Origin of the sequence: Aureimonas flava (assembly GCF_003583935.1) — a bacterium.
GTDB lineage: Bacteria > Pseudomonadota > Alphaproteobacteria > Rhizobiales > Rhizobiaceae > Aureimonas > Aureimonas flava.
In genome coordinates this window covers 325,246-341,651 of sequence record NZ_QYRN01000003.1, presented here as the reverse complement: position 1 = coordinate 341,651, position 16,406 = coordinate 325,246, and the positions used below count along the sequence as shown (strand labels likewise).

Sequence of the window (16,406 nt, the reverse complement as noted above, 5' to 3'; positions counted from 1 at the left end):
ATTCGCCACGGCGGCGCTCGCCGGGAGGCGCGGAAGCCGGGGTCTTACGAGGAATTCGACCCTTGACGACGGGGTGCGTGCGGCGCCCCGGCGGTCCCGCGTCGGATGCGGCACGGGGAAACGGACGATGCAACTCGGCGAACTGGACTTTAGGCGACAGACCCATCCCGTGGATGTGATCGAAACGGTCGCGTCCCATCACGACTGGTCCTTCGAACGCCCCTGCGACGACGAGATCGCCGTCTCGGTGCAGGGCGCCTGGACCGACTATTCGGTCTCCTTCTCCTGGATGGAGGCGTCCGAGGCGCTGCATCTGGGCTGCGCCTTCGCGCTCAAGGTGCCGGCCCGGCGCCAGGTCGAGACGCTGCGGCTCCTGTCGCGCATCAACGAGCAGCTCCTGGTCGGCCATTTCGACCTCTGGGCGGCCGAGGGCGCGGTGATGTTCCGCCACGCCATGCTCCTGTCGGGCGGCGTGCAGCCGACCAGCCAGCAGGCCGAACGCCTCCTGTCGGCGGCGCTGGAGGCCTGCGAGCGCTACTATCAGGCATTCCAGTTCGTGGTCTGGGCCGACAAGGGCGTCGACGAGGCGCTCGCCTGCGCGGTGTTCGACACGGTCGGCAACGCATGACGGCGGGCTTTGCGCCGGTGGGCCGGCTGCTGCTGCTCGGCGGCGGCAACATGGGCGGCGCCATGCTGCGCGGCTGGATGGAGAGGGGGCTGGACCCGGCCTCCGTCACCATCCTCGACCCCAACCCGTCGCCCGCCCTCGGCGCCCTGTTCGAGCGCGGCGTGCGGCACGCGGCGTCCGCCCCGGCGGAACCGCAGGACGTCGTGATCCTCGCGGTCAAGCCGCAGGTTCTGGCGGAAGCGGTGGCGCCGCTGCGTCCCGCGCTGAAGGACGGGACGCTCGTCATCTCGGTGGCCGCGGGGCGCACCGTCGCCTTCATCGAGGCGCAGCTCGGCGCCCGTCCGGTGGTGCGCGCCATGCCCAACACGCCGGCGCTGATCGGGCGCGGCATCACCGGCGCCTATGCCAACGAGCGCGTGACGCCGGGCCTGCGGTCCACGGCGACCGACCTCCTGTCGGCCAGCGGCCCGGTGGAATGGGTGCCGAGCGAGGACGACATCGACCGCGTGACCGCCGTATCGGGCAGCGGCCCGGCCTATGTCTTCCTGCTGGCCGAGGCGCTGGCCGAGGCGGGCGTGCGCGCCGGGCTCGAGCCCGGTCTCGCGATGCGCCTGGCGCGCCACACGGTGGCGGGCGCCGGCGAGCTGATGATCCGCTCCGACGACGCGCCCGACCAGCTTCGCCGCAATGTCACCTCGCCCAAGGGCACGACCGAGGCCGCGCTCGGCGTCCTGATGGCGGACGACGGGCTGCGGCCGCTGATGACGCGCGCGGTGGCCGCCGCGCGTGAGCGCGCGGTGGAACTCTCGAAAGGGTGAGGGAATGAGCGCCGAACCCTCCGAGCTCGCACCGCAGATCGCCTTCGACGACTTCATGAAGGTCGACATCCGCGTCGGCACGATCGTCTCGGCCGAGCCCTTCCCGGAGGCGAGGAAGCCGGCCTTCCGGCTCGTGATCGACTTCGGGCCGGAGATCGGCCAGCGCAAGTCGTCGGCGCAGATCACCGTGCGCCACGCGCTGGACGAACTGGTCGGCCGGCAAGTCATGGCCGTGGTGAACTTTCCGCCGCGCCAGATCGGGCCGATGCGCTCCGAGGTGCTAACGCTCGGCTTCCCGGACGAGGCCGGCAACGTGGTGCTGGCTGCGCCGAGCCACCCCGTGCCCGACGGCGGCCGGCTGTTCTAGGCCGGGATCCGCACCAGCGCCTTGAGGCCGCCGAGCGAGGACTCCGACAGGAGGATGTCGCCGCCGTGGCTGCGGGCGACGTCGCGCGCGATGGCGAGGCCCAGCCCCGTGCCCCCGGCGTCGATGTTGCGCGCCTCGTCGAGCCGCACGAAGGGCTTGAACACGTCCTCGCGCTGGGCGGCCTCGATGCCCGGCCCGTCGTCCTCTACCGAGACCGACAGCCAGCGGTCGTCGTGGCGCGCCGCCAGGCGCACCGCCGAACCGTGGCGCAGGGCGTTGGCGACGAGGTTGCCGAGGCAGCGCACGAAGGCGTCCGGGCGAACGGACACGCGCGGATCGCCGATCACGTCGCTCTCGATGCGCCGGCCCTTCAACGCCGCCTCGCTCTCGAACCGGGCGAAGACGCGCTCGAGGTCGAGCTCGCCGACCTCCTCGCCGCCCTCGCCCTTGGCGAAGGCGAGATAACCCTCCAGCATCCGTCCCATCTCGTCGACATCCTGCTCGAGCTCGCGGCGATCCTCGTTCTCCTCCAGGAGGGCGAGCTGGAGCCGGAAGCGCGTCAGCACGGTGCGAAGGTCGTGGCTGACGCCGTTCAGCATCTGCGTGCGCTGTTCGATCTGCCGCTCGATGCGGTCGCGCATCTGGATGAAGGCCAGCGAGGCGCGCCGCACTTCCGAGGCGCCGCGCACCCGGAAGTCGGGCGGCATCGGCTGTCCGCGCCCGAACCCCTCCGCCGCCTGGGCCAGCTTCTGGATCGGGCGGATCTGGTTGCGCAGGAACAGGATGGCGATCAGGATCAGCACCAGCGACGTGCCCACCATCCACACCAGGAAGATGTGACTGTTGGAGGCGTAGGCCGAATTGCGCGGTGCGAAGATGCGCAGCATGTGGTTCGGGAGCTGGATGCGGATCTCGACGATGCGCGACTCGCCGAGCGTGTCGATCCAGAACGGCCGGTTGATCTGGCGGGTGATCTCCTCGGACAGGATGCCGTCCAGGATGTTGAAGAAGGGCTTGGGCGCCGGGGCGGGCAGGGGCTCGGGCGGCAGCACCAGGACGTTGAGCTTGAGGCGCTCGCGGGCGATGCGGCTCACCTGCGCGTAGTCGGCCGTGTCCGGGAAGGTGTCGATCATGTCGATCACGGCCGCGATGTCCTGCACCACGGCGGCCGACAGGCGCTGCGTCACCGTCTGCCAGTGCCGCTCCATGAACACGAAGGCCACCACGGACTGGAGCAGCACCATCGGCGCGATGATGATGATCAGCGAGCGGGCGTAGAGCCCCTTGGGCGTCCGCCGCGATACGAAGCGCCGGGCGTGGCGCGACAGGCCGCGCAAGAGGGGGACGACCCCGCGACGCGGCGGGGGCGGAAGCAGCGGCTCGGTCTCGGCGAGCGCCGCCGGGTCGATCGGCCGGTCAATCGACATTCAGGCGATAGCCGATGCCGCGCACCGTCTGGAGCCACAGGGGATTGGCCGGATCGCTCTCGATCTTGCGGCGCAGCCGGTTGATCTGAACGTCCACCGTGCGCTCGCCGACCTCGGCCTCGTTGGTCAGGAGGTCCTGGCGCGGGATCGTGTCGCCGGCCTTCTGGGCGAACTGCGTCATGATCTCCTGCTCGCGCTCGGTGAGGCGGATGACCTCGGCGCCGCGCCGCAGCTCCTTGCGCGACAGGGAGAAGGAGAAGGGGCCGAAGCGCACGTGCTCGACCTTCTGCACCGGTTGCGCGCTGCCGCGCTTCAGGATGTTGTTGATCCGCAGGAGAAGCTCGCGCGGGTCGAAGGGCTTGGCGAGGTAGTCGTCGGCGCCCGCTTCCAGTCCGAGGATGCGGTCGTCGGTCTCCGAGCGCGCGGTGAGCATCAGGATCGGAATGTCGCGATGGGGCGACACGGCGCGAACGAGGTCCAGGCCGCTCTCGCCCGGCATCATCACGTCGACGATCAGGAGGTCGAATTCGAGCCCCTGCAGGATGCGCCGCGCCTCCGCCGCGTCGGAGGCGACCGACACGCGGAAGCGCCGTTCCGACAGGAAGCGCGACAGGAGGCTGCGGATGCGCCGGTCGTCGTCGATCACCAGGAGGTGCGGCGCGTCGTCCATCGATTCGCCAATCGCGTGGTCCTCGGCGATGGTCATCTAGCGATTCTCCCTTCCGATGCCCTTGCGTGCGAACCAGTCCCGCGTCGCCTTGCGGTCCGCTCCCATCTCCAGGAGAAAGTCGTTCACGAGGCCCGGGTCGTCCAGCGCGGCGGCGCGAAAGGCGGCGTCGATGCGCCGCCCCTGCGCGCGCGAGAGTTCCAGCGTGAGATCGCGGCCTTTCTGCGTCGGATACAGGCGGCGCTGGCGCCGGTCGTCCGTGCCTTGCACCTGCGCGATGAAGCCATCGTCGATCAGCTGGCGCAACACACGCGACAGCGACTGCTTGGTGATCTCCAGGAGGTCCAGGATCTCGGCGATGGTCATGCCGGGATCGCGGTTCACGAAGTGGAGGATGCGGTGGTGGGCCCGCCCGAAGCCGTAGCGTTCCAGGATGGAGTCGGCGTCGCCGGTGAACTCGCGATAGGCGAAGAAGAAGAGCTCGATCAGTCGGAAGTCGAGTTCGCCGCGCGTGGGCAGCGCGTCCTCGACGATCGCGTCGTCCGGGGCGGGGGCATCGGCCAAGGGCATGTCCATCGGAATAGGTCAGCAGTGTTGACGTATATGCCGTCCATTGTTACACCCAAGCAGGCGGTCGGGAACAGCGGCCGCTGCCGCGCAGGCTCGACAACCGTCCGTTTTCCGGGCCTTATCGCGAGCGTGCCCCAATTCCATCCCATGAACGCCGCATCCTTGCCGGGACCGACGGTCATGCCACCGCGCCCGGGCGGTCGGGAGGATCGGCGCATCGCCGGGTCGATGCGCGAACACGATGAGAAAGGGCGCCCCCCGGCGCGATCCCACGATGAGCAGCGTTCCCTTCGACCAACTCGACGGCCAGATCTGGTACAACGGCGCCTTCGTGCCGTGGGCGGAGGCCAAGGTTCATGTGCTGACGCACGGCCTGCACTACGCCAGTGCCGTGTTCGAGGGGGAACGGGCCTATGGCGGCGAGATCTTCAAGCTGCGCGAGCACACCGATCGCCTGATCGAATCGGGCCGCATCCTCGGCTTCGAGATTCCCTACGACGCCGACACGATCGACGCCGCCTGCAGCGAGCTCCTCCGGCGCCAGGGCTTCAGCGACGCCTACGTGCGGCCGATCGCCTGGCGCGGCTCGGAATCGATGGGCGTCTCGGCGCAGAAGAACACGATCAACCTCGCCATCGCGATCTGGCAGTGGCCGAGCTACTTCGATCCCGAGCAGAGGATGAAGGGCATCCGCCTCGACCTCGCCGAGTATCGCCGGCCCGACCCGCGCACCGCCCCCTCGCGCGCCAAGGCGGCCGGCCTCTACATGATCTGCACCATCTCCAAGCACGCCGCCGAGGCCAAGGGCTACGCGGACGCGCTGATGCTCGACTGGCGCGGCCGCGTCGCCGAGGCGACGGGCGCCAACGTCTTCTTCGTGAAGGACGGCGTGCTCCACACGCCCGATCCCGACTGCTTCCTCGACGGCATTACCCGCCGCACGGTGATCGACCTCGCCAAGCGGCGGGGCTACGAGGTACAGGTCCGCGCGATCATGCCCGAGGAGCTGGAGGGCTTCACCGAGTGCTTCCTCTGCGGCACCGCCGCCGAGGTGACGCCGGTGGCCGAGATCGGCCCCTATCGCTTCGTGCCGGGCGACATCACCCGCCGCCTGGTGGAGGACTACGCTGCCGAGGTCCAGCCGAAGCGCCTCGCCGCCGAGTAGGCCCTCGCCGTCGCCGAAATGGAGGGGCTCGCCGGACCGGCGGGCCCTTTTCTTTTCGGCTCGCCGGACAAACATGCCGTCCCGACCGTTCGCTTTCAGGACCCCGCCGCGCCATGACCCTTGCCGCCGAGATCGTTCCCGTCACCCCGTTCCAGCAGAACTGTTGCATCCTCTACGACGAGGGGGACAAATCGGCGGTGGTGGTGGATCCGGGCGGCGACGTCGAGCGCATCCGGGACGCCGTGACGCGGCTCGGCGTATCGGTCGGCGAGATCTGGATCACCCACGGCCATATCGACCACGCGGGCGGGGCGATGGACCTGAAGGACGCGCTCGGCGTCCCGGTCGTCGGGCCGCACCGCGCGGACGCGATGCTGCTCGGCCACCTGGAGGATCAGGCTCGCATGTTCGGCCTGCCGGGCGCTGTGCGCAACTGCGTGCCGGACCGCTGGCTGGACGACGGCGACGTCCTTTCGCTCGGCACCCACCGCTTCGAGGTGATCCACGCGCCGGGCCACGCGCCGGGCCATGTGGTCTTCTTCCATCGCGAGGCGCGCTTCCTGCATGCCGGCGACGTGCTCTTCGCCGGCTCGATCGGGCGCACCGATCTGCCGGGCGGCGACCATGCGCGACTTCTCTCCACCATCCGCGATCGGATCCTGCCGCTCGGCGACGAGGTCGGCTTCATCTGCGGCCACGGGCCGGGCAGCCGGCTGGGCGTCGAGCGCCGGACCAACCCGTTCCTGCGCGAGCCGTAAGCGCGGCGAAGGCCGGGCCAACCCGCGCGGCGGAGCGCGACGCGGGCTCGCTCAGGGCTCGCCGGTGCAGAAGCGGCGCTGGCCCTCGGCGTTGGTGTAGGTGCCGAGCGACACGTCGAAATCGGCGTGGCGCGCTACGCAGTCCCGCAGCCAGTCCGGCGTCCAGGGCTCCAGGAAGCCCGCTGCCTCGGTCGGGGCGGGGGCGGGCGCCGGGGTCTCGGCCGGCGCCGGGGCGGCTTCGGCGACGCGCGGGGCGGGCGGATCCAGGGGACGTTCCGCCATGTCGGTGTCCGGGTAGACGGTGACCGCCTGCTCCTCCGGCGGCAACTCGGCGAAGGGCGTCGGCTCCGCCTCGTCCGCCGGCTCGACGTCCCGCTCCGCATCGCGATCCCTGCCGCTGCGGAAGTCGGGACCGATGCGGATGATCTTGGCCGTGCCGACATGGGCGACCGCCAGGCCGTTCCTTCCGTAAGGGAGGCGGTCGAGGCGGTCCGTCGCGACATCGAGGATCTTCGGTCCGCCGCGCATCCCACCGGAGGGGGTGGAGAGATCCGAGCCGAGCGCCCCGGGTGCGACCACGACGATGGACGACGACTGCGCGGTGCCGGCCGTGCCGTAGAAGCTGCCGCGCTCCACCGCGCCGCCGAACGGGCGGACCTCGATCAGCGAGCCCGACGTGCGATAGCGGCCGGAGCCTGTCCATCGGGCGGAGGAGGCGTGATCGCGGCCGCGGTATGCCTCGTGCAAGGCCGGAGCGAAGCGTGCCGGCTCGCGGGCGAAGCGCGTGCGCCCTTCGTCCCGCGCGCCGCCGCGCCATTCCCGCACGCCCGAAACGGCCGGCTGGCCGGCGGAGGGGAACCGGTCGAGCGTCGTGTCGACCTCGAGCGCCGGCGCGGCGTGGGGCACGGCGGCCATCAGGGCGGCGCAGATCGCCTGGAGAAACCGCTTCATCTGCGTCCTGCCTCGTTAATCCTCGGTTAAGGATTGTGTGCAGGTGGACCCAAGTCAAACGCCGGGACGGCGAGAGTTAAAACGGGGTTAACAGCGAAACGGCCCGCCGAGGGTTCGGCGGGCCGTCGAAAACTTTCGAGGGACCGGGGCGTGGCCCCGGACCGGGCGTTGCGAAGCGTCAGTCGGCGGCTTCGAGGTTGACGGCCTTGGGGCCCTTGCCGCGCTTGTCCGGCTCGGTCTCGTAGGAGACCTTCTGGTTCTCGACCAGACCGGGCAGGCCGGAGGCCTGGACCGCAGAGATGTGGACGAAGATGTCGGCGCCGCCGTTGTCGGGCTTGATGAAACCAAAGCCCTTCTCGGTGTTGAAGAACTTGACCGTGCCGGTCTGTGCCATGTCTTGTACCCTTTTCCTTGGGCTATCGTATGGTCCCCTTACGGGGCTTGCAGGCAAGTCTTGATGCGAGGAAAAGGAACCGATACATCGCGGCCCGCCTTCACGGCCCACCCGAGGGATGCGCCCCCGATACGCAATTCGTCCATCACCCGAGTTCGCGAATTTGCCCGAACAAGAAAAGTGTGCAAGCACTCGCTTGTCTTTGCAAGCGAAAGTTTCGCCTCGCTCCTTGTTTGTCGCCATGTGGGTCCCACTGGTCTGCTTTATCGGTGTGCAAGTGAAGATCGATCGTTAGACTGACGAACGAGCGGACGCCCCGTTTTCGCCGCATGCGGGCCGCCGGAAGGCCGCTTTCGCGGGGGTCGCGGCGCGGCGGACTTTCGGTCGCGCGACGAGAAACTCACGGAACGATCCGCGCGCCGGGGCCTTCCCCTCTCCGAACCCCTTGCGGGACACATCGATACGGAGCACGACCATGAAGCGGATTCTCACCGCCACGGCCGCCCTGGCCTTCCTCGCCGCCCCGGCGCTCGCCCAGTCCACCGACGGGGGCTCGACCTCCGGCGGCACCACGATGATGCCGCCCGCCGCCACGGGCACGCAGAGCGGCACCGACGACGCGATGGGCGAGGCGGCCCGCACGGGCAACACGGCGGCCCCGGCCGGCTCGGGCAACATGATGGGCACGGACGACACGTCCACCAGTTCCACCACGCCCGAGGCGCCGATGGCCAACGGCACGCCGACGCAGGGGATGGACCCGGCCTCGGGCGCGGCGGCCGACACCTCGACGCCCTCGGGCGGCCTGGTGCCGGGCCAGACGCCGGAGTGATCCGGCCGCGGAACGATTGACCGACGCCGCCCCGCATCGCGCGGGGCGGCGTTTTTCGTGGGGGCGAGGGCGGAACGCGCCCGGCGTTCCCGGCATTATCCCGACGAGACCCATTCCCGAGGACAGTTCCATGCTCCGGCCCATCGCCTCCGCCCTCCTCCTCGCCGCCGGCCTCGCCGCGCCCGCCGGCGCGCAGACCATGGCCCCGACCGACGACATGGCGGCCGGGCGGAGCGTCTCGCAGCCGACCGGCAACCTGCCGGGCGTCGGCATGGGCATCGGCTCGGCCGGCGGCGACCGGGGCACGCGCGGGCCGGGCGGGCTGCAGAACGGCGTCGGCGCCTACGGCAACATGACGCCGGACGGGTCGGGCTCGGCCGGCAACACGCTGACCCGCATCCCGGGCGCGATCCCGGAAGGCGGGCGCAGCGGCTTCGGCATCCCGCTCGGCGGGACCTCGGCGAACGGCGGCTGACACGCCGGCGTCGCCCCGCGCCCACGCATCGGCAAGGCCCGCTCCGGCGGGCCTTTTTCATGCGCAAGCGCCTGGAACGAAAGGCTTTCCCCAGCCGTTGCCACGCCAGCGACACAATCGGCGCCGCCGGCCCGCCAAGGCCCGGCGCCCCGTTTCAGGATGAACCACGATGAAGGAATGTCTCTACGCCAGCGTCGGCCTCGCGCTGGTCTTCGCCGCGCTTCCCGCCTTCGCCAACGACCCGCGCGAGGCGGGCACGATCCTGTCGCCGCGCGAGCGCGAGCAGGTGGTGCGCGAGGTGGTGCTGCCCGACGGGCGCGTGGTGCTGCAGACCGACAACTACGGCTTCCCGGCCGCCTTCGGCTTCGGCGACGCGACGGGCAAGGCCTCGTCGGTGCCGCTCGTCGACGGCCGCACGCCCTCGGTGGAGGCCTCGACGCCCTCGGGCGGGCTGGTTCCGGGCCAGGAGCCCGAATAGGCGCGCGGGAGCGATCCACGGACGCGCGAAAGCGGCCCGCGCCACAAAACGTGGCCGGGCTTGCGGTCGATGCACTTCCTGGTCGCCTGTCGGAACGGGCGACGGGCCGCCGGAGGCGAACCTCCGTTGGTAGAAAACAAAGTGGTCCGCCTCCGGCGACCCGCGCGGTGCTTTCGGTTCGGCAGGGGGTGCGAAGCCCCGCCATGGAGCTTCTCCGGTTGCCGCGCGCCTCGGCCCTTGCGGCGCATCCCCTCTGACGGGCGCGCGGTCGGGGCTGTCTCGGGTCTGCGGCTTTCCGAGCGCCTCTCGTATTGGAGGCAGAACCGGACTTGCCAGAACCGTCCGGGCCAGCGCCCCCTCCGGCAGGGGGCGTGTCGCGGACACCGCCCGCCAGCCCTTCCGAACGATCCCGGTGATCATTCGCGCCTGTTCGAGAATGGGCCGGCGATGGAACGAGAGTAGGGGCGACGCGCGCCACGGGGGAGAAACGGGCGACAGATGGTGCCGCACGGCCCCGCCGCGCCCGCCCGGCGCACGGCCCGCCCAACGCGCGGGGCGCCGATCCCCTCCGGCGGGACCGGGCGTGGGCGGACAGGCGCGCAAGGCCCCGGACCGTCGCGAGCGGCGCGCACCCCGCGTTCCACTGCGCCGCCTCTTCCGCATTTCCGCTGGAATCGCCGTCTAGCCGGGCCGTCCGGTCCGGGCGGCCGCCGGACGGACGCCGTGCGTGCGCCGGGGCGTGCCCGGTCCGTCACTGCCATCGCGCTGCCCGGCCCGGCATCCCGCCGCGCCGGAACGCGCCCATTCGAGGCGTACCGCTCTTGTCCCGTATCCTTCTTCTCGCCACCGCCCTCGGGCTCCTCGCCGGCTGCGCCGAGGTCAACAAGCCGATCACCCCGAACGACTCGTGGCGCGAGAGGGCGACGCGCGACACCAACGGCATGCCCCGGTAGGTCCGCTCGGCGCACGCCGCGCCGGCCCCGCCCATCCGGTCCCGGCTTCGAGGCACGGGCCGGTTCGGCGGTCCGGCGCGGCTCCATGCGGGGTCGGGCCGAGCGCGCCGGAAAGTTCCGCTGCGCCGGGAGGGGCCGGTGCCGGACCCTTTGGGCGCGCCGAGATGCGTCGATCGGCGACCCGCCGAGCGCCGATCGTCAGCGGGGATGAACGTCAGGTTCAGGAACCGTTCAGGCGCGGGGGACTTCCATAGGATCATCGTTCAAACGGGAGTTGATCCGATGCGCAAGACCCTGATACTGGCCCTGACCGGCCTCCTCGTCGCCACGTCGCTGCCGGCGATGGCCCAGACCACGCGTTCCGACGCGCGCCAGTGGCGCCAGCACGAGCGGATCGAGCGCGGCATCCACCATGGGCGCATCACGCCGCGCGAGGCGCACCGCCTCGCCCGCCAGCAGCACCGCATCGAGCGCGTCGAGCGCCGGGCGCGCTACTACAACAACGGCCATATCGACCCGCGCTCGGCGCACCGGATCGAGCGAATGCAGGACCGCGCCAACCGCCACATCGTGCGCGCCAACCGCAACCATCACCGCTGGTAGGCTCGGCGCCCGCGCGGGCGGCTCGCCATGACGCCGAGGGGCGCGGGGAGGGGGCTCGGCCGCCGCCGCGCCCCTCGGCCGTTCCGGTGCGTGCCGAACGCCGCGCCCGGCAATGCGACGCCCGCCATTCCCATGACCCGTTCCGGCGCCCGGGCTGCTCCCGGCCGGGACCCATCGATCGAGGAACTCTTGCGATGAAGACGACCCTCCTCCTCTCCGCCCTCGCGCTGACGCTCACCGCCCTGCCGGTCTCGGCGCAGGACCTCGTGCTGCCCTCCGGCCCGCCGCGCAACGCGGTGGAGCAGCGGCTGCAGGACCGCGTGGACGCGCAGATCCGGATCAACCGCGAGCGCGGCTTCCAGAGGCCGGATCAGATCCGGCGTCAGGAGCGGTACGAGCGCCGGCAGCGGGCGGATCAGCGGTGGGAGCGGGAGGAGAGGCGGCGGTGGGAGAGGGAGGATCGGCGGCGGGATCGGCGTTGGTGAAACGATTTATTGTAGTCGCAATTTGGATGTACTTGCCAGGGAATTAAAGCAGAGTTGCTAATAAAGTGTATTACCCGATATGGGTGTGGGTAGATTGTAGTTTCCTTGGCCACATCGAAATTCCTGGGCAAGATTGACAGGCTCCCTCGCCGTCGGCACGATCGTTTATCAGATCAGGACAGCGAAGGGCGGCATGATGAAGTCGCGATTTCACTTGATAAATCTAGGGCTTTATCCAGAGACTTTGCCGCCCTGTTTCGTATCAAAAGATGCCAAACGTGCATTTACGGGCTTGGTTTCGCACCTTGACAGTCAGAAATTTTTTGAAAGGAAGTCTGATTTTTCACGATATAATGGAACAAAACACGATGGAAGTAGAAGATATTTTGGAACGCCAAATATAGTATCGTATTTTCACACGTCTTCTTTCATATGGAAAAATTGGAAGTTGTTTGATAGGAAGTACAAAAAATCTTCTTATTCAATAAGCACGCCATCTCTGATGGAGGAATTTGAAGATAGAGCGGTAAGGGTGCCGTCGCTTTCAGAGCTGTCAAAGAAGACGTCAGAAAATATCAGATACGCTCCTTTTATATTAAAAGCTGATATTGCCCAGTGCTTTCATAGTATCTACACACATTCGATATCTTGGGCAGCTCATGGAGTTGACGCGTCCAAGGATGACACGAATGCAAATTCCGCCAAAAACCTATTCAATGCATTGGATTTCCACGTAAGGAATGGGCAGCGGGGAAATACAAGAGGTGTGTTGGTTGGTCCTGATGCCTTCAGATTGATCGCTGAATTTGTTCTAGCGAATTTAGATCAGGAAATAGAGAGGCGTGTTGGGGACAAGATTGTAGGTGCAGTAAGGCACGTCGATGATTACTATATAGGTCTGCAAACGGAACATGATGCCCAGTCAGTCCTTTCAACGCTCAGAGAGATACTTTCGTCTTATGAACTTAACGTAAATGATAGTAAAACTCGAATAATATCAAGTCTAGACCCAATCAACGATTTGTGGGCTCAGAGGGTCAGGGATCATACTTCTTTGTTGTATGGCTATTCAAGCCATGAAAAAATCGAGAGATCGATATCTGAAGTCATATCCACGGCAAGAGAAACTAAGTCCGACAGCGCAATCAAAATGCTATTCCGGGCGTTCGATGAGAAAAAGCTCTATGCGACTGAGCATTGGGGCTATATTGAAAAAAATATACAAAGAATAATTCAAAAGCACCCGCATTCTGTGGATTACGCTTGCCTACTGGTGGCGAAACGGTTCGCTAGAGGCGGTTATGTAGATAAGGAAGGCTGGTTAGCAGTCGCATCGATTATCATTCGACAAGGCTTGGCTTTTGATCATCACCATGAAGTCCTTTGGATGCTTTGGTTGATGATGGTTTGTAAAATTGAAGTCCCGGGAGAAATGATTGAAGAGGTGGCGAAGTCCAAGAACGCTCATGTTAGGTCGTTCTTAATTAAGGCTAATTCTGATGGGCGACTAAGAAGAAAGCCAAAGCTTTCTCTGGGAAGCGGCCTGTCGAGCGTCGATTCCAATTGGCTTACAAACCTCGTCGCTAGATCCGAAGGGTACTCCAAGGCATCATTTTCGGGAATGTATTCCGAACACTTTACTCATTTGGCTGAAAAAAATATCAGGCTGATCGACTTTGAACCTCACATGCAGAAGATTGCTGAAAGGAAGTCAAGAGCGATTAGTCGAACTAGATATGGCTATGATGATGATAGGACGAATGATTTTGACTTTGGAGAAGACTTCGACCACGATGGCGAGTAAAAGTTGGGCGCCACAAATCGCGAAAACTCACCGCCCCGGCCGTCCCGTCTTCGCCTTCCGCCGCCCGCGCTTCTTCACGTCCGCCGGGTCCTCGTAGCTGCCAAGCCCGATCTTCTCGCGGCGGATGGGCTTGAGGTCGTCGCCGGGCTTCGGGGGGAGGGGGCCTGACGCCAGCGGCTTCTCCGTGCGGCCGACGGTCATCTCGTCCAGCGTGTTCTTGCGGAACAGGGGGCGGTTGGGGGTCGCCGTGTCGGTGCCGGGGCCCATGTCGTCGAGGTTCGGCTTGGCGAAGTAGGAGGCGCCGTCGCCGCGATCCGAGCGCAGGCCCTGGGTCTCGCCGATGGCGGCGTGGCCGCTCTTCGACGCCGGCTTGATGCGGGCGGCGAGCGGCTCGCCGTTGGGGCCGAAGCGCGGGTTCTGGTGGTTCGCGCCCTTGCGCCGCGCGCCGCCGCGCGCCTTCGATCCGCTGCCCGAGCCGTCAGAAAACATGTCGACGTCGAGATCGCGCGCCATCGGGTCGTCGGCCACGGCGAGCTCGGTCGCCTGGAGGCGCTTGATCTCGTCGCGCAGGCGCGCGGCGGTCTCGAAGTCGAGATCGGCGGCGGCCCCGCGCATCTGCTTCTCCAGATGCTCCAGGTGGCTCTTGAGGTTGTTGCCGACGAGCGCGCCCTCGGCCGCGTGCGCGCCGGTGGGCACGCGCACGTGGTCCTTCTCGTAGTACGAATCGAGGATGTCGGCGATCTTGGCCTTCACCGATTCCGGCGTGATGCCGTGGGCCGCGTTGTAGGCCTCCTGCTTGTCGCGGCGCCGGTTGGTCTCGGCGATGGCGCGCTCCATCGAGCCCGTCACCTGGTCGGCGTAGAGGATGACCTTGCCGTCGACGTTGCGCGCGGCGCGCCCGATCGTCTGGATCAGCGAGGTCTCGGAACGGAGGAAGCCTTCCTTGTCGGCGTCGAGGATGGCGACCAGGCCGCACTCGGGGATGTCGAGGCCCTCGCGCAGGAGGTTGATGCCGACCAGCACGTCGAAGGCGCCGAGGCGCAGGTCGCGGATGATCTCGATGCGCTCCAGCGTGTCGATGTCCGAGTGCATGTAGCGCACGCGGATGCCCTGCTCGTGGAGATACTCGGTGAGGTCCTCGGCCATGCGCTTCGTGAGCACGGTGCACAGGACGCGGTAGCCGCGCGCCGTCACCTCGCGAATCTCGCCGAGCAGATCGTCCACCTGGCTCTTGGCGGGGCGGATGTCGATCGGGGGATCGGTGAGGCCGGTCGGGCGGATCACCTGTTCGGCGAAGACGCCGCCCGCCTCCTCCAGCTCCCACTTGCCGGGGGTGGCCGAGACCGCGACGGTGGGCGGGCGCATGGCGTTCCACTCCTCGAAGCGGAGCGGGCGGTTGTCCATGCAGGAGGGGAGGCGGAAGCCGTATTCCGCCAGCGTCGCCTTGCGGCGGAAGTCGCCCCGGTACATCGCGCCGATCTGCGGGATGGTGACGTGGCTCTCGTCGATGAAGACCAGGGCGTTGTCGGGCAGGTACTCGAACAGCGTCGGCGGCGGATGGCCGGGCTGGCGGCCGGTGAGGTAGCGCGAGTAGTTCTCGATACCGTTGCACGAGCCCGTCGCCTCGATCATCTCGATGTCGAAGGTGACGCGCTGCTCCAGCCGCTGCGCCTCCAGGAGGCGGCCGGCCTTGTTCAGCTCGACCAGGCGGCCCTTCAGCTCCTCTTTGATCGACTTCACCGCCTGCTGCAGCGTCGGGCGCGGCGTGACGTAGTGCGAGTTGGCGTAGATCTTCACCGACTTGAGGTCGTCGGTCCTGGAGCCGGTGAGCGGGTCGAACTCGTGGATCGCCTCGATCTCGTCGCCGAAGAGCGAGATGCGCCAGGCGCGGTCCTCCAGGTGGGCGGGGAAGATCTCGATCGTGTCGCCGCGCACGCGGAACGAGCCGCGCACGAAGTCCATGTCGCGGCGCTTGTATTGCTGGGCCACGAGGTCGGCGAGGAGCTGACGCTGGTCGAGCCGGTCGCCGACCGACATCTGAAACGTCATCGCGGTGTAGGTCTCGACCGAGCCGATACCGTAGATGCAGGACACGGAGGCGACGATGATGACGTCGTCGCGCTCCAGCAGGGCGCGCGTGGCGGCGTGGCGCATCCGGTCGATCTGCTCGTTGATCGACGATTCCTTCTCGATGAACGTGTCGGAGCGCGGGACGTAGGCCTCGGGCTGGTAGTAGTCGTAGTAGGAGACGAAATACTCGACGGCGTTGTCGGGGAAGAAGTTCTTGAACTCGCCGTAGAGCTGGGCCGCCAGCGTCTTGTTGGGCGCGAGGATCAGCGCCGGGCGCTGGGTGCGCTCGATCACGTTGGCGACCGTGAAGGTCTTGCCCGAGCCGGTGACGCCGAGCAGCACCTGCGTCTGGTCGTTCGTCTCCGCGATGCCGGACACGAGGTCGCGGATGGCCGTCGGCTGGTCGCCCTTCGGCTCGTAGTCCGAGGAGATGCGGAAGGCATGGCCGCCCTCGGACTTCGAGGGGCGCTCGGGCCGATGCGGGATCCACAGCTCGCCGTTCTTGAACAGCGGGTTGCCGGAGGCGATGAGGTCCTGCAGCGCCTGGACGGTGGCCGTCACGCCGCTCTCGGGCAGGGCGGCGGCGTCTTCCAGCGACACGTTCATGCCGGACACGGGGTTGAGGCCCGCGCGGGCGCGCTCGGCCGGCGAGGTGGCGACGCCCATCGACGTGCCGCGCGCGGTCTTGCCGGGCTTGGCCTTCGGCGCGTCGGCCGGGGCGGCGGGCTTTCGCGCCTTCTTCGCCGGCGCGGCCGCCTTGCGCTCGGCCTGCTCCTCGAGGTCCTGTGCGATCTGGTCGGCCCAGCCCGCGAGGGGGCCGCTCAAGGGCTCGCCGTCGAGCGCGGGCTGCGGCGCCTCGCCGAACCCCGGATGCAGGCGCTCGGAGGCGTCGGAATAGTCGAGGAGCGGCGAGCGCTTGGGGGACTTCTTGGGATCGGCCATGCGGCCGAATATGGGCCGC

The 16,406-nt window shown here is 67.7% G+C and carries 18 protein-coding genes; 12 read left to right on the top strand and 6 right to left on the bottom strand.

The window, feature by feature from the left end:
• Positions 1-127 precede the first annotated feature (127 nt).
• From D3218_RS07255 to D3218_RS07245, 3 genes are read left to right on the top strand one after another with little or no spacing between them, the layout of a single operon-like run.
• Positions 128-628: a type III secretion system chaperone family protein gene (locus D3218_RS07255; protein ID WP_119539226.1), complete on the top strand. Its 501-nt coding sequence runs from the start codon at positions 128-130 to the stop codon at positions 626-628.
• Positions 625-1,446 carry a pyrroline-5-carboxylate reductase gene (gene proC / locus D3218_RS07250; RefSeq protein WP_119539225.1) on the top strand — a complete coding sequence of 274 codons (822 nt, stop codon included), beginning with the start codon at positions 625-627 and terminating at the stop codon, positions 1,444-1,446. Before D3218_RS07255 ends, proC begins: the two co-directional genes overlap by 4 nt.
• A gap of 4 nt (positions 1,447-1,450) precedes the next feature.
• Positions 1,451-1,813 carry a tRNA-binding protein gene (locus tag D3218_RS07245; RefSeq protein WP_119539224.1) on the top strand — a complete coding sequence of 121 codons (363 nt, stop codon included), beginning with the start codon at positions 1,451-1,453 and terminating at the stop codon, positions 1,811-1,813.
• Here the strand turns inward: D3218_RS07245 and D3218_RS07240 are convergent.
• The 3 genes from D3218_RS07240 to D3218_RS07230 form a co-directional block, all read right to left on the bottom strand.
• On the bottom strand, positions 1,810-3,150 hold the full coding sequence (locus D3218_RS07240) for an ATP-binding protein (protein ID WP_425359296.1): 1,341 nt from the start codon (positions 3,148-3,150) through the stop codon (positions 1,810-1,812). The genes D3218_RS07245 and D3218_RS07240 overlap by 4 nt on opposite strands.
• Before the next feature lie 79 nt (positions 3,151-3,229).
• Entirely contained in the window at positions 3,230-3,946 is a 717-nt protein-coding gene (locus D3218_RS07235) for a response regulator (RefSeq protein ID WP_119539222.1), read from the bottom strand.
• Positions 3,947-4,477 carry a MarR family winged helix-turn-helix transcriptional regulator gene (locus D3218_RS07230; RefSeq protein ID WP_119539340.1) on the bottom strand — a complete coding sequence of 177 codons (531 nt, stop codon included), beginning with the start codon at positions 4,475-4,477 and terminating at the stop codon, positions 3,947-3,949.
• Between the two features lie 274 nt (positions 4,478-4,751).
• Here D3218_RS07230 and D3218_RS07225 point away from each other — a divergent pair, with 274 nt between their 5' ends.
• Both D3218_RS07225 and D3218_RS07220 read left to right on the top strand, forming a co-directional pair.
• Positions 4,752-5,642: a branched-chain amino acid aminotransferase gene (locus tag D3218_RS07225; protein WP_119539221.1), complete on the top strand. Its 891-nt coding sequence runs from the start codon at positions 4,752-4,754 to the stop codon at positions 5,640-5,642.
• A gap of 113 nt (positions 5,643-5,755) precedes the next feature.
• The gene (locus D3218_RS07220; protein ID WP_119539220.1) at positions 5,756-6,400 is read left to right on the top strand and encodes an MBL fold metallo-hydrolase; all 645 of its coding nucleotides are present in this window, start codon (positions 5,756-5,758) and stop codon (positions 6,398-6,400) included.
• Between the two features lie 51 nt (positions 6,401-6,451).
• On the opposite strand, the gene D3218_RS07215 is transcribed toward D3218_RS07220, so the two are convergent.
• Complete coding sequence (locus D3218_RS07215; RefSeq protein ID WP_119539219.1) at positions 6,452-7,351, bottom strand: hypothetical protein; 900 nt, start codon at positions 7,349-7,351, stop codon at positions 6,452-6,454.
• 178 nt (positions 7,352-7,529) lie between these two features.
• Positions 7,530-7,745: a cold-shock protein gene (locus D3218_RS07210; protein WP_119539218.1), complete on the bottom strand. Its 216-nt coding sequence runs from the start codon at positions 7,743-7,745 to the stop codon at positions 7,530-7,532.
• 475 nt (positions 7,746-8,220) lie between these two features.
• On the opposite strand from D3218_RS07210, the gene D3218_RS07205 reads away from it, so the two are divergent.
• From D3218_RS07205 to D3218_RS07180, 7 genes are all read left to right on the top strand, one after another.
• Positions 8,221-8,577 carry a hypothetical protein gene (locus tag D3218_RS07205; protein ID WP_119539217.1) on the top strand — a complete coding sequence of 119 codons (357 nt, stop codon included), beginning with the start codon at positions 8,221-8,223 and terminating at the stop codon, positions 8,575-8,577.
• 130 nt (positions 8,578-8,707) lie between these two features.
• Positions 8,708-9,052 carry a hypothetical protein gene (locus tag D3218_RS07200; protein ID WP_119539216.1) on the top strand — a complete coding sequence of 115 codons (345 nt, stop codon included), beginning with the start codon at positions 8,708-8,710 and terminating at the stop codon, positions 9,050-9,052.
• 169 nt (positions 9,053-9,221) lie between these two features.
• Positions 9,222-9,530 carry a hypothetical protein gene (locus D3218_RS07195; RefSeq protein WP_119539215.1) on the top strand — a complete coding sequence of 103 codons (309 nt, stop codon included), beginning with the start codon at positions 9,222-9,224 and terminating at the stop codon, positions 9,528-9,530.
• Between the two features lie 821 nt (positions 9,531-10,351).
• On the top strand, positions 10,352-10,483 hold the full coding sequence (locus tag D3218_RS20250; RefSeq protein ID WP_280959960.1) for a hypothetical protein: 132 nt from the start codon (positions 10,352-10,354) through the stop codon (positions 10,481-10,483).
• Positions 10,484-10,765: 282 nt separating this feature from the next.
• Positions 10,766-11,086, top strand: coding sequence for a hypothetical protein (locus tag D3218_RS07190; RefSeq protein ID WP_119539214.1), 321 nt, complete (start codon positions 10,766-10,768; stop codon positions 11,084-11,086).
• Between the two features lie 194 nt (positions 11,087-11,280).
• Positions 11,281-11,571 (top strand): hypothetical protein, encoded by a 291-nt coding sequence (locus D3218_RS07185; RefSeq protein WP_119539213.1) that lies wholly within the window; start codon positions 11,281-11,283, stop codon positions 11,569-11,571.
• 193 nt (positions 11,572-11,764) lie between these two features.
• Positions 11,765-13,375, top strand: a complete 1,611-nt coding sequence (locus tag D3218_RS07180; RefSeq protein ID WP_119539339.1) for an RNA-directed DNA polymerase — start codon at positions 11,765-11,767, stop codon at positions 13,373-13,375.
• 27 nt (positions 13,376-13,402) lie between these two features.
• On the opposite strand, the gene uvrB is transcribed toward D3218_RS07180, so the two are convergent.
• On the bottom strand, positions 13,403-16,387 hold the full coding sequence (gene uvrB / locus D3218_RS07175; RefSeq protein ID WP_119539212.1) for an excinuclease ABC subunit UvrB: 2,985 nt from the start codon (positions 16,385-16,387) through the stop codon (positions 13,403-13,405).
• Positions 16,388-16,406: the final 19 nt, after the last annotated feature.